This window comes from Maribacter sp. UH1 (assembly GCF_056839145.1).
The window spans coordinates 4,460,093-4,473,597 of the sequence record NZ_CM166387.1; the positions used below are offsets into that span (position 1 = coordinate 4,460,093).

The 13,505-nt window shown below is 32.7% G+C and carries 10 protein-coding genes and 1 riboswitch; of the genes, 1 reads left to right on the forward strand and 9 read right to left on the reverse strand.

Translation table 11 applies throughout. The annotated features are described in order from the left end of the window. Positions 1–50: 50 nt before the first annotated feature. The 4 genes from UH1x_RS19390 to UH1x_RS19405 all read right to left on the reverse strand — a co-directional run bounded on the left by UH1x_RS19390 (position 51) and on the right by UH1x_RS19405 (position 5,519). Positions 51–2,546: a TonB-dependent receptor plug domain-containing protein gene (locus tag UH1x_RS19390; protein ID WP_482623711.1), complete on the reverse strand. Its 2,496-nt coding sequence runs from the start codon at positions 2,544–2,546 to the stop codon at positions 51–53. A gap of 31 nt (positions 2,547–2,577) precedes the next feature. Further along, complete coding sequence (locus UH1x_RS19395; RefSeq protein WP_482623713.1) at positions 2,578–3,486, reverse strand: FecR family protein; 909 nt, start codon at positions 3,484–3,486, stop codon at positions 2,578–2,580. A gap of 37 nt (positions 3,487–3,523) precedes the next feature. Next, positions 3,524–4,045: an RNA polymerase sigma factor gene (locus UH1x_RS19400; protein ID WP_482623715.1), complete on the reverse strand. Its 522-nt coding sequence runs from the start codon at positions 4,043–4,045 to the stop codon at positions 3,524–3,526. Between the two features lie 193 nt (positions 4,046–4,238). After that, complete coding sequence (locus UH1x_RS19405; RefSeq protein ID WP_482623717.1) at positions 4,239–5,519, reverse strand: Na+/H+ antiporter NhaC family protein; 1,281 nt, start codon at positions 5,517–5,519, stop codon at positions 4,239–4,241. A 69-nt stretch (positions 5,520–5,588) separates the two neighbouring features. Further along, positions 5,589–5,686: riboswitch (SAM-I-IV-variant riboswitch) on the reverse strand. Positions 5,687–5,893: 207 nt separating this feature from the next. Between UH1x_RS19405 and UH1x_RS19410 the strand changes: the two genes are divergently transcribed. Beyond that, positions 5,894–6,976 carry a serine hydrolase domain-containing protein gene (locus tag UH1x_RS19410; protein ID WP_482623719.1) on the forward strand — a complete coding sequence of 361 codons (1,083 nt, stop codon included), beginning with the start codon at positions 5,894–5,896 and terminating at the stop codon, positions 6,974–6,976. A gap of 12 nt (positions 6,977–6,988) precedes the next feature. Here the strand turns inward: UH1x_RS19410 and UH1x_RS19415 are convergent, their stop codons facing one another. From UH1x_RS19415 to UH1x_RS19435, 5 genes are all read right to left on the reverse strand, one after another. Next, positions 6,989–7,735, reverse strand: coding sequence for a hypothetical protein (locus UH1x_RS19415; protein ID WP_482623721.1), 747 nt, complete (start codon positions 7,733–7,735; stop codon positions 6,989–6,991). Between the two features lie 122 nt (positions 7,736–7,857). Next, positions 7,858–8,232 carry a response regulator gene (locus UH1x_RS19420; protein WP_482623723.1) on the reverse strand — a complete coding sequence of 125 codons (375 nt, stop codon included), beginning with the start codon at positions 8,230–8,232 and terminating at the stop codon, positions 7,858–7,860. Between the two features lie 212 nt (positions 8,233–8,444). Beyond that, positions 8,445–10,508 carry a tetratricopeptide repeat-containing sensor histidine kinase gene (locus UH1x_RS19425; RefSeq protein WP_482623725.1) on the reverse strand — a complete coding sequence of 688 codons (2,064 nt, stop codon included), beginning with the start codon at positions 10,506–10,508 and terminating at the stop codon, positions 8,445–8,447. Between the two features lie 214 nt (positions 10,509–10,722). Beyond that, positions 10,723–12,063, reverse strand: a complete 1,341-nt coding sequence (locus tag UH1x_RS19430) for a DUF3526 domain-containing protein (protein WP_482623726.1) — start codon at positions 12,061–12,063, stop codon at positions 10,723–10,725. Next, the gene (locus UH1x_RS19435) at positions 12,064–13,503 is read right to left on the reverse strand and encodes an ABC transporter permease (RefSeq protein ID WP_482623728.1); all 1,440 of its coding nucleotides are present in this window, start codon (positions 13,501–13,503) and stop codon (positions 12,064–12,066) included. Positions 13,504–13,505: the final 2 nt, after the last annotated feature.

Here is a 13,505-nt window from a genome sequence, read left to right on the forward strand (position 1 = left end):
AATACTTTAAAATTGGTAAGATTAAATGGTGTTTTGTTTTAGTGGATCACCTAAAACTGTATGCTAAGTTGTAGGTTAGGAGCGAAGCCTATAGTTTTACGGTAGGGGTCATCTACCGGTGGCTCATTCTGAAATATGTTTACGATATTATCTTGGTCATAAAGATTCACAAATGACAAGCCCACAATGCCCTTCCAACCTTTTTTAGCATTTGTGAATTCATATGTTGCTGATACGTCTAATTGATGCATACTAGGAAAACGATCGGTATAGCCAATATCCAAATCGCTTTGTGAAATTGAGCTACTACTATCGAAATTCGGTACTATTACAGGCATACCGGTAAAATAGCCCCAAGTTACCGCCAAATTAAAAGGATCTAAATGCCATAAAGCTGTAACATGTAGAATATGGCGTTGGTCAAAAAATATCGGCAAGGTTTCATTAAAGTCCGTATTTACTTCACTTAACGAATAACTAAACAAGGTTTCAAAATTGTTCCATCTATTTTTTACGAACAAATCTGCACCCATACTTTTCAACTTGCCTTTCTGTAGGTTGCTGATATTGGTTTGTAAAGTTACATTGTTGGTATTTTTACTATACAATTCAAAATCTATTAACCAACCAGATTTGTTGTACAAGGCACCTAACATTGTCTGATAGCCCTCAAGTACCGAAGTAGTTTGATCAGGAAGATACCAAAACTGAGTCTGGTTATTAAAATCATCAAAATCGTCTCGAATCTTTTTTTGAATAAATTGATGAGATCGACCTACCGAAGTCTTAAAATAAAAGGCATCACTTGTCCTAACATTAACTGAAATTCTTGGGTCTGCATAAAACCTTTTATTAGGTTCGTAATAATCGGTATGCATACCAAAACTAGCCGTTATATTATCGTTCCAATTTTTATTGATCGATAAGAAAGCACTATGAGTTAATGCATCTTGATCTCTACGATTGTTTACACTATTCTCATCATTACGCTCATCGAACCTTAAACTATAATCAGTTAAGGTATATCCAGTTTCTAGTTCGGTATTATCGTTTAACTGTAATTGAACTTCTGTTATAAGGCGTGTATCATCAATGGTGTTAGCGTATTTTTCAAAACTTGAACGTTCAGATGCTAAAAAGCCTTCACTTTTGTTATCGATGTATAATATAGATTTACTGATTCGTGCTTGGACTTTGAGTTTCTCTGACAAAGTGCCTTCCCATTTCATATTCATTCCCCAGTTATTCAACGATAAATCCCTAAAATCTTTATTGTCCTTATCCTCAGAATCTTCTAAGGTTGCCGATAAAATATTTTGAATATTTATGTAGCTGATCGTGGCTTTATGGTTCTCATTGATATCATAAACCAATTTTGAATTAATATCATAGAATCCAACTTTAAAATTTTCGCTATTGACCTTATCCGCAACATCTTCTAAACGACTACCTTGAAAATTTAGAATAGAAAAGGCGGTAAGTTTTGGAGAATTAATACTTGGGTAATTAGACCTACCGGCTACATATAAGGCAAGCTTATCTTTTACAATAGGAATTTTTGCCGTAGCACCGGCATATACAGTATTTGCTTGAACGTTATATGCTGTAGAGTCCGGTACATTATTGCTTGTGGTAATATGCATTAGCCCCCCAACACGACCTCCCCATTTTGCAGAAAGGGTATTTCTTTGAATTTCAATTTCGTTAACTATTGTAGGATTATAGGGTGCTATAGCGCCATAAAAATGCCCGTTATGGTAAATGGGGATATCGTCAATTTCAATAAGTGATTGGTCAAATGTACTTCCTCTAAAATTTAAACTTCCTGGTTTACCACTTGGCGTATGTACTCCCGGTATATTTTTAACTACATTAAAAACATCACCATCAGTTTCCCCTGCTAGTAAACCCAATGACCGCATATCTATATGAAAGGTATTATCACTAATCTTAGCGTTAACACCTCTTGTCAAATAATCAGTAATTTGAACTTCATTCAAATGAATCATAGCATGTTCTAAGCGCACAGGTGTTTTTAATGCATCCAACGCAGAAGCTATTATATCTAATTTGGAATAAAAGGAAGCACGTATATGAACCGAATCTAATGCGAATATATTCTTGATGGTATACCTTGAATTAATAGGATACAAAAAGCGCTCTTCTCCCTTATTAATTTGGATAGTTATATTAGGAATGACCTCACTATTTTCTGCATCTATAACATTAAATGAAATATCATTTCTTATAGGCACAACCATATATGAGTTGATTCCGTCTTTAACAAATTTGACAGGAGCCTCTTCATTTATATTCGATAAACAATTTTCTAACGATTCACAATCATGTGAAGAGGAGGGCAGTACAACTTGATCTAAAAGGGTATGGTTATAGATAAAATCTACATTGTAAGTGGCTTTTAATTCATCTAAAAAATCTACTAATTTTAATGTAGGACCGTTTTGAGAAAATGATATACAAGGAAATAAAATACAACACCAACTAAGAACAAGAAACTGAAGTAGTGTTCTCTTATGCTTATACATGGGTCTCATATTATGCTTTATACGTTCAATACTATTCAAAAATAACGGTATTACCCTCTTGAAGCTCGTATTTTATTTCCATGGTGGTAAAAATGGTATTTAAAGTTTGTTGCAAATCTTTATGCGCTATTGTACCCGTAAACTGAAGTGTATCATACTTTTGTGGAAGATTTACATCTACATTGTAATAGCGTTTCACATCAGCTATAACTGTTTTTAGCGGAGTTCTATCATAGGAACTTAAACCATTCATCCATTCCGGACTCAAATATTGGTGTTGGTCTTTTTTAAATTTGCCACCTACTAAAAAAACACTTTGCCCTTTCGTAATAATTTCTGAATTGTTTTTATACGAAACTTCTATTTTACCTTCATAGCAATATACCGAAAACTGTTCCTCTTGTGTACTTATATTAAACTGTGTACCCAACACAGAAACTTGTGCCGTGGGAGTTTGCACCACAAAAGGAGCACCGCTAGTTACATTAAAAAATGCTTGACCTGAAAGAGTAAGCATTCTACTGTCCTCCCAATCATCTTTATCATATGTTATACTTGATGCCGCATCTAATTCAACCAAAGAACCTGTTGGTAGTTCAACTGTTTTACTCTCTGCAATTTTGGTAGCAATAGTAGTGGAACTAGTAGACGTGAAATACCAAAGCAGACTACAGGACAGTAATATAGCTACACTTGCGGCAATACGCAGCCAGTTTTTATTGCTCTTTTTTAATGGAACAACTGTCTTATTCTCTTCTTTTAATTTGGCTAAACCTGCCTCTAGATCAAATGGTTTTACCTTCCAGGTATCTATATCATCAATTACAGTTTTAAGCGCATCTAGTTCACCCGATTCTTTCAGTTGTTCTTTCTCCTCGTTACTTAAACGATCATCCATCCAACGGGCAATTAAATTTTTATCTTCTAAATGCTTGCTCATACTAGTAATACGTTTAAAAAACTATTTAACCAACCTGCTAAATAGAAAAATCTTTAATTTCTGTAATACTGTTCAATTTTATTAAAGCTTTTGAAATACGTTTTTCAATAGCTGTCTCGCTGACCTCTAGCCTAATCGCTATTTCTTTGTATGTAAGCTTATCTATTCTATTCATTAAAAAAGCCTCGCGTTGCTTTTCTGGTAAATCTGAAATAACGGATTCTAGTTTTAACTGAAATTCTTTTGTTCTTAATTTAAAATAAGGGTCTTCATTATCTTGTTCCTTAACCAATCCTTTTTCAAATTTTAAAGCAACTTTTTTATTACGCAGCGTATCGATCATTAGATTTCTTGAAATACTATATAGAAAACTGGCTACCTTTTTATAAACGACAGTACTGCACATAGACCACAATTTAACAAAAGAATCATGTACAATATCTTCTGCCCGCTGCATATCGCCAAACTTATAGTAAAGGTAATTTCGCAAACCTTCTGCATGGGTTCGATAAATGTTATTATAAACGCTCTCTTCGCAAACCGATGGTTCTTGACCCATTCTTTAATATTAAATTCTAAAAGACCAATTATAAGGTCTATTACCCCAATATTAGTTATTGAAGCTTTTAAATGCAAGATACTCTAAAGTAAACTACCTCAAGATAATACTCAAAGTATTCAAATATTATCTATGGAGTATTGTTATGTGTTTATAATACTAATGAGATTAAGTTCTTAATTATAAAACCTTATTATTTACGTAAAGGTCTTACCCCAATAAACAGTAACGTATACATAAACAAAAGCATTAGATACCATGTATTACTTACCAAATCTAAATAATCTATTTCCCCTTTAGAGAAGCTTAAAATCATTAAGACCTGTGCTCCATAAGGAAGTAAACCTTGAAAAATACAGGCAAAAATATCTAAAATAGAAGCCGTCTTTTTATTATCTAAATGATACTCGTCATTAATAATCTTTGCAATTGGTCCGGCAATTATAATTGAAACGGTATTATTGGCTATTGCCATATTAATTGTACTCACTAATGTAGCTATACCAAATTGTGCCGATTTCTTATTTTTTATCAGCTTTCTAATATTGACCAATATAAATTCTATTCCGCCATTTCTTTCTACCAATGCCGCCAGTCCTCCGGTCAATAAAGACAAAAGAAATATTTCTGTCATGTTGGTAAATCCTGTGTAAGCAATTTTGGCGGACTCAATCAGAGTAAAATCTTGATGAACAATTCCTAATACAACTGCAGCTATAGCGCCTAGTAATAGCGTCACAAATACATTGACTCCACCAATAGACAGGACAATTACCAACACATACGGTAAAATCTTTACAATATCATAATTATAGATCGTGTTTTCAGATGCAACGGATTCTAACCCTAAGCCTTGAAAAACTAGTATAACAATGGTAAATATCGCTGCTGGCACAGCTATTTTAATGTTTTGTTTGAACTTATCACTCATTTTACAACCTAAAGACTGGGTTGCTGCAATAGTTGTATCTGAAATGACAGATAGGTTATCACCGAACATACTACCGCCCAATAACGCCCCGCATAATACTGCCAGCTCTGCATTGCTTTCTTCGGCAAAACCTACTACTATTGGCGCCAAGGCTACGATAGCGCCAACAGAAGTTCCTGTTGAGACAGATAAAAACCCGGCAATGATAAAAATGCCCACATATATGTATTGTATGGCTATAAGGTCTAAACCAAGATTTACAATGGCATCTACACTACCTGTTTCATTAGTAATTGCAGCGAAAGCACCTGCCAATAAATAGATAAGGCACATCGTCAATATCTTATCATCTCCACAACCTTTTAAAAGCGTATCGATTTTATCTGATATCGATTGCCTAAATAGTATGAACGCAACTACAATACCCACAATTACCGCAATAGGTGCGGGTAGGGCATAGAAATCATTTTGATAGATACCTACGCCTAAAAAGGTAAATACAAATACCAACAAAGGTATTAAGGCAGAAAATTTGGGGGTCATCTTTTTGGTACTTTCCATTTCTCTTTCTTCACAATCAAAAAAAGAAATAGCTAAAAATTAGAAGGATTATGAATTAACATTTGTTCCAATTAATTGGCTTATCTATTTAGCACCTTGCTTGTTATTGCAGGTTGCTATCTCCTTTTTTGAGATTCTTGATAATTATTTTAAGGGCGCAAAAATAATGTATAAAACTGATGACTAAATCTTAAATAAGGTTAATTTATCTACAAATTATTCTTACAATAGATTGCGGTATTCACTCGTGAATTATTACATAAATTTTAACGTCAATTATTATTTAATTAACAACAACGTACTATTTAATGGTCGAAGTTTGATTCCATAACACAAACTAATTCAAACATTTACATATGATTACAAATTACTTTAAAGTTATTTTCGCATGTTTGTTAGTTGTTTTTACTACAGCATGTTCAACTCAAATAGAAGAATTCGGTGAAAATTTTGACCGAGATAAAATGGACTTGTTTTTTTCAAGAATTGAAAAACAAAACTTAGGAATGGGCAGTATATCCATTTTTAAAAATTGTAAAGAGGATTATCAATATTCATTTGGTTTTATTGACGTAGAAAATTCAATTGAGGGCAACAAAAATTCTAAATACAGAATAGCATCTGTTACTAAAGCATTTACGGCCACCATGATCATGCAGCTAGTTGAAGAAAGCAAATTGACTCTAGAAACTACAATAGACAATTACTTTCCAGAAATACCTAATGCCAAAATTATTACTATAGAACAATTATTGAATCATAGAAGCGGACTCTTCAATTTTACTGAGGGTGAATATGACCCAGAAGACCGAATACAACCTGCCTCTAGACAGAAACTTTTAGAGATTTTCATTAAAAACGGTACTAATTTTAATCCAAATGAGAAATTTGAATATTCCAATACCAATTACCTTTTGCTATCATTTATAATTGAAGATATTGACGAGAAAACTTATGCTAGTTCATTTAAAGATAGATTGGCTACACCGTTAGGACTTACAAATACTTATAATGGAGAAGAAATCAATGCTACAGACAATGAAGCATATTCTTATCAATTAGAAAGTGAAAATTGGGTCGCTTTGGTTGAAACTCATTATACCATTCTCCAAGGCACCGGCTCTTTGGTATCTTCACCTAAAGGCGTAAATGTATTTTATAATGCTTTGTTTGACGGAAGGTTGGTTTCTGAAAGTTCGCTTAATAAAATGACAACGATGAATGATGGTTATGGCTTCGGTCTCTTCACAATTCCGTTTTATAATAAAAGTGGATTTGGACATGATGGCAGGGTAGACGGTTATCAATCTTTAAGTATCTACTTTCCGTCAGATGATGTAACCCTTACCTATTTGTCTAATGGTGTAAACATGGTGCCAAATGATATTGTAATTGGTGCCTTAAGTATATATTCAGGCTTAGATTATGAATTACCTTAAGGTTTTAAGAACTTATCTCTTTTTAACCCATGAATCAATACCGAATGCTTTATTTAATTCTGATATAAGTTGCTTCTTTTTTGATTCGTTCTCGCAATCAACAGGTACACTTATGTAAGTTAAACCTTTTGGGTATGCGCCTTGTTCATGTGTATACCCTAAAGCTTTTAGTTTTGTAATAATTGCAGCTATGTTATTCTGATCTTTAAAAACACCCACCATAGCCATACAATTTAATTCTGAAGTTGTATTAGCTACTGATACTGTTTTTGATTTCTCTGTTAATACATCTTCTTTTTCTACAACTGGTTCTTTAATTTCTTTTGCCCCAACACCTGTAGTTACTGTGTCTACCATTGTTTTTACAGATTCGGTCGACAATGTATTTTCTGGTTTATCTACTATTTCTTGCTTAACTACCGAGTCTATTTTATCATCTACTAAATCAGCCTCAGTAAGTGGGGCATCAGAAATAATAATTGCAATTTTCTTATTAGGGTCAATTGCATCTTTTGCAGGTATTGTCACCGGCACATAAGTTTCTGAATTTGTATATACATACTCTCGATCTTCTGAATGATAAGAAGCAGGTAATTGTTCTTTCGATGTTTCCAAATCAGGAGTTGCCTCTGTCATTTCATTCTCATTATTAAACATATACATGTAGATGAAAATAGAGAATAGGGCTATTACGGCAATGGCAATTGCAAAGTCCCATCTACCTTGTTTAGTACTAAAAATATCTTTATCGGGGGTCATGGTTATATGTATGTTTTGAGATACAAGAATTTACTAAAAAAGTAAATATAACCAATCTAAATATTATGTATGCCAATAAGATGCTATTACCATCCTTAATTATTGGTAAGAAAATTATCAGTTCAACTTACTTTTTTACCGTACATGTGATAGTAAACTGAATCTATAGCATGGTGTATATCTGTTTTGGTAAATGGTTTGGTAATAAAGTCTACACAACCAAGCTCTCTTGCCACTTCTTCAAATTCTTGTTTAGTAGAAGTTGAAATAAAAGGCAACCTATTACTGAACATTTCTAAGAACGAAAGTCCGTTCATTCCTGGCATTTCTATATCCGAAATAACAAATTGTGGTTTGTTTATCTGTATATGTACCCAGGCATCATATGAGTCTTCAAAGATTGTTACCTTACCAACCAACGGATGCGTTTTGGCAAGCTTTTCTGCTAATGACAACCAGAGGTGAGAGTCATCTACAATTACTAGTTCGAGTTTCATTAATCTGAGTTTGAGGTTTGAGAGACGAAAAGTACCCCATTGTCTGAAAATGAAAAATTAATTCTGTTGAAAGGTGAGAAAGTGTCTTTATATGTTAATTTCCCATCTAAAACACTAAATTTAATTCGGAATTTTAAAAGTAAATATTTCCCTATTTATAAAGCCAAGCTCTCTAAATTTGTGCATTTATTTTACCGCTATAGCAACTATAGTTAAGATGCTATTTTTAAATTATCCATTTTTTTTGGTATGGTAAAAAATATTGAAGTTCCTTTATTTGGTTCACTTGCTACCCATAATCTACCACCATTACTTTCTACCATATCTTTACATATAGACAATCCTAAACCAGTGCCTTTCTCATTATTAGTACCAAAAGTTGATTTAATATGCTTTTTTTGAAAAAGCATTTCTTGTGTTTCTTTATCCATACCAACGCCATCATCTGCAACTTCTATTTGTAATTCATCTTCCTTCTCTGTAACGCTAATGACTATCTTACCCTGCTTATTTGTAAATTTTATAGCGTTACTAATTAAATTTCTGACTATAATAATGACATGGTTGGCGTCACTATAACTAATGGTATTCTCTGGAATATTATTTAAGATATCAATTTCTTTCTTTTCAGCCAAGGGAGTTAAAATTGAAACTGTATTCATTACAATTTTACAAACCTTAATATTAGAACGATCTAATACAATACCTTTCATTTGTGTTTTTGCCCATATTAATAAATTGTTCAACATTTCAGAAATACCTTGAATATCCCTTAAAGCTTGTGGAAAAAAAGTATTATAATCTTCTTTGCTAATAGTCTCATTGGAGGTCATTTTCATAAGCGTGTAGAAAGAATTTATAGGTCCCTTTAAATCATGGGCAATAATAGAGAATAGTTTGTCTTTTGTTTTATTGGATTCTTCTAGTTGTGCCTCATGCATTAGTAAAGCATCTTGTTTTTCCTGTAGCTTTTCATTGTATTTTTTTTGGAGTTTTCCTGTTCTATATAATAAAACAAGAAATAAGGAAACGATTGCAAGTGCCGCAATTGCTAAGTAGACATATTTCTTTTGTTCAGCAATAGCTTTTTCTTGATTCGCAATTAATTGTCGCTTTTCATTCTCATACTTTGTTTTACTACGTAAAATACCAAGTCCTTTTTTAAACTTCTCTGTTGAACTTTTTTCGTGTAAATCCATATAAGTAGATTGATACTTATATGCTAATTCATCTTCTCCTTTAAGATGGTAAACTTTAGATAATAATAAATTTGACTTTTTAATGGATCCTGCAATTTGTTGCTCAGTAGAAATAGCTAAACCTTTTAACCCATATTCCTCTGCCTTCTCTATATTGTTCATTTCTAAATAACACTCTGCTAAACCATTGTATACAAGTGTATAACCGTAACTAAAATCTATTTCATCACATAATTTTTCTGATTCTAAATAATAACCCAGGGCTTCTTTATATTTTTCTTGTTCCAATGCAATAGACCCTTTTTGTTCAAAAGCATGGGACATCCAATCTATACTTTGCTGTTTTTTAAAAAATGCTAAACTCTGATTTACCATTCTTTCAGCTTCTTCAAAATCACCTGCATCAGCATATATAGATGCCATATTAATTAGGGTATAAGCCAGTACTTCTTCATTTGCCAGTTCTGTACTTAGTTTTTTTGCTTTTCCCAGAAATGTCAAGGCAGTTTCATTATCACCATTAGAACTATACAAATTGGCTATGTTTACATTGATACCGATTATTCTATCCACATCATTAATTTCTGTGGCAACAGCTAATGCTTCTAGAAATTTAGTTAGGGCTCTATCTTCTTCTCCTTGTAACCAATAATCTAGACCCATATTATTCAAAGCTTTTAACTTTGGCTTATTAAGATTATAGGAATTAGCTAAATCTAAGGCCCTGGTATTATACTCATGAGCTTTTTCTATTTTGCCCTCTTCAAAATATAAATACCCATAGGTAGATAGCGCGGTACTTTCACCTGCTTTATATTGCATTTCTAAGCTTAGATCATATCCTTCTTTAAGCAAAATAGAAGCACTGTCAGCATTTGATCTAATTTTTAATTTTGCTAATTCTAAAACTAAGTCGATATATTCTTCATTCTGTTCGTTAAAACCCGTAGAAGATTTTAATTCTTCAATTTTTCTTAAGGTATTTTGCTCTGATTGAGCCAATATTGTGACAATACTGAAAAGCATCAAAAAAACTGAAACATAGAAATGGTTAGTTGTATAAAATACCTTTTTCATTATTTATTTTTCAAAAAAGATACTACACATTAATTACATAAAAATATTAATGTTGCAAAACATCATTAATTGTAGGTAAATTCATACAAATTGTATTTATTAAAATTCAGTATGCTTGAAAAGTAGGGGCAAAGGGAAAAAATTAAAATGTAAATTTCTTTACTAGATCATCAATTTAAATACATGCGATAATTATATTTATACGCAGTCACCATCATAGTTTTCTAAGATTAAAAATTCCTATTAATCCAATAACAAGAGTTATTAAAAATGTTGGCAATAATAACTTTAACCAACTAAAACTATATACTACATTGTAGAATTTAAGGCTGTGCTTTGTCCAGTCTACTGAACTCTGGGACTTTTCACTGAAAATTTTGTCATAAAAGCCCAATCTTAGATTTTCATGAAATTTAGTCAATGCATCTAAAAAACCTAAATGGCTTATCATATCTGTGCCAGCCAGGTTATTCATACTTAATTGTGCATGCATTGTTGGTATAAAAAGTGCTACTTTTTCACTCACCATATTACGTTGCATAATTTTATCTTTCATTTCTTTACTTGTTTTTTTGGCAGCCATATCACCCATATGTTGCATACCATAATACCAGATCCAGCTAAATCTATCTTGTGGTACTTCATAATTTACATATTGCGGGTAGGCTCCTATAAACCCATTCATGGTAACATCCTTTTCCATATCCCATTTTTCATGATAACCATCTCTTTGCTCTACCATGGCATCTAAGGCTTCTGGCACTTGGTAGGTATTAATAACATAGTTATTCACTAATGCAGGAATTAAAATGGTCAATACTACCCAAATTGAAATCAATGCCAATGCATTAAAACTTGAATTTTTTAATAATGATACCATCCAAAAACATAAAGCACTCCAAAATAATAGATACAATATACTTTGTAGAAAAATAGCCCAGAAATTGGCGCTCATTGAAATCTGTAATATAGTACTTGCCAAAAACATGAGAACAATTAATACCACAAATACAAAGAGTATTCTTACTGCCATCTTTTTAAATAAAAATCCGGCTTTTTCTGACGTTTGTGCTGCTAAAATACGCCAAGTTCCTAATTCTTTTTCCTCTGAATATAGGTTGAAGGTCATGGCTATTAATACCAACGGAAATAAGTAAATAATAACAAAGCCTAGGTCTAAATTACCCGACATGAGCAATGACGGATTCTCAAAATCGGTATCATATTTTTGCCCTTCCAAACCACGAATGGTTACAGCTTGTAATAACGGATTTACATCGCTCTGCCCAATTGAAATTGCACTTATATTTTCAGGTTTTTTCGCTAGCGTAAAACGTAAATAATACAAAAGCAATCCTAAATCTTCACTATGATATTCTATATTCTTTTTAATACTTTCTTCTTGAAATACTTGGGCTGCGGCTATCGTTTTCTCTTGTTTTACCAAGTATTGCTTTCCTATGAAAATGCTTATCACACCAACAGACATTAATAAAACAAGACTAACCAAGAATATTTTCGTTCTAAAAAACGATTTAAATAACAAACTATACATCTATATGGCTTTTAGGTTAGTTGATAATTTCAATAATCCAAAAACGGATAAAATACTCCATAATAATAGGGCTATTAAAGAGGTTACCTCATTTTTAAACACCTCTCTTATACTTAAAAAATGATATTGAAAAGGAGGAAACTCTTTCCAAAAATCACTAGATATAGTATTAGGTCCTTCTTTGCCTTTATTAGGAATAAAATCCATCTGCAACTGATTCATATCCTGAGCTAATTTGAAGCGATAGGTTTCTGCCTCATCCTTAAAATGAAGAAAAGATTGAAAATCTGTTCCTGAAAATGCCATTGATAAATTTTTAATGGCAGAATACGGATTTATGAATGCGGAATAACGCTCCAAATTGTTTTGTTTATGATAAACTTCATATAGTCCTTCTTGGTGTTCAAGGTAAACTTCAGCACTTAATTCTTCTCCTTTAGACATCACAAAACCGCCATAATTGAAAGGAAGGTCATTAACATCCGTAACCTTATTAGCTAATAAAACAGAGTCTTTTAATGCCTTAAAATGTGGGTCGTCTGGATTGTGACTATCTCCCAATTCAATCAAATCATGTTCAACAGCTGTTTCCATTTCTATTTTAGAAGGAGTAGGGTATAAGTAAAAACCCATTGCTTGTAATGATTTTGGAACTATGATAACGAATAACAACCATATACCTAACAACTTTATCAAGGCACCTTTAGCGGTTGCGCTAAAAGCTGACACCAAAATAGTGATGGCGCTTAATATTCCAAAGAATAAAAAATAGGAAATTAGCAGAACTAAATACCTAAAAAAACTATCGGTAAGCATGCTATCATGGGATTCTAACAAAACAAAAAGAAGTAATACCAAAAAAATTGAGGTCAAAAAAATGAGTGACAAGCTCCATAAACCTATCCATTTTCCAAATACGATTTCCTTTCTTGTTATTCCTTGTCCTATTAAAAGTTTAAGGGTACCATTTTCCCTTTCTTGAGCTATGGTCGCAAAGCCTAAGTAGAAAATCAATAAAGGAACGATTACCTTTAATAACATAGCTAGGCTAACTTCACCAAAACGTAAAAGTCCCGTAGACATACTGGCTTCGGAAAAATTAACGGTATTCTGCTTGTGCGCCTCCAAGAAAACGGCATTACCTACAAAGTTTTCCATACCAAGATCAAAAACACTTAAAACGTGTTTTAGTCTTAGCGCAAAAGACCCATAATGTGACATTCTATGTGGATGCTTATCCGGATTATTTTCCCAGCTTTCCTGTACTTCATGTTGAATTTCATCTCGTGTAAAATTCTGGTCATGGTAATTCTCATAACCACTATACGCAGAAAAGAGTAGCAAGAACAGCATCAAAGCAGATGCTATCAACATGACCTTAGATCTAAAGGCATCTTGCCATAATTGGCGCGCTAACAGTTTTATTACGTTCTTCCTCATTA

What these genes read in the sequence shown, in the direction of transcription:
- UH1x_RS19390 (WP_482623711.1), bottom strand. Translation starts at nt 2,546, where the DNA reads ATGTATAAGCATAAGAGAACACTACTTCAGTTTCTTGTTCTTAGTTGG.
- UH1x_RS19395 (WP_482623713.1), bottom strand. Translation starts at nt 3,486, where the DNA reads ATGAGCAAGCATTTAGAAGATAAAAATTTAATTGCCCGTTGGATGGAT.
- UH1x_RS19400 (WP_482623715.1), bottom strand. Translation starts at nt 4,045, where the DNA reads ATGGGTCAAGAACCATCGGTTTGCGAAGAGAGCGTTTATAATAACATT.
- UH1x_RS19405 (WP_482623717.1), bottom strand. Translation starts at nt 5,519, where the DNA reads ATGACCCCCAAATTTTCTGCCTTAATACCTTTGTTGGTATTTGTATTT.
- UH1x_RS19410 (WP_482623719.1), top strand. Translation starts at nt 5,894, where the DNA reads ATGATTACAAATTACTTTAAAGTTATTTTCGCATGTTTGTTAGTTGTT.
- UH1x_RS19415 (WP_482623721.1), bottom strand. Translation starts at nt 7,735, where the DNA reads ATGACCCCCGATAAAGATATTTTTAGTACTAAACAAGGTAGATGGGAC.
- UH1x_RS19420 (WP_482623723.1), bottom strand. Translation starts at nt 8,232, where the DNA reads ATGAAACTCGAACTAGTAATTGTAGATGACTCTCACCTCTGGTTGTCA.
- UH1x_RS19425 (WP_482623725.1), bottom strand. Translation starts at nt 10,508, where the DNA reads ATGAAAAAGGTATTTTATACAACTAACCATTTCTATGTTTCAGTTTTT.
- UH1x_RS19430 (WP_482623726.1), bottom strand. Translation starts at nt 12,063, where the DNA reads ATGTATAGTTTGTTATTTAAATCGTTTTTTAGAACGAAAATATTCTTG.
- UH1x_RS19435 (WP_482623728.1), bottom strand. Translation starts at nt 13,503, where the DNA reads ATGAGGAAGAACGTAATAAAACTGTTAGCGCGCCAATTATGGCAAGAT.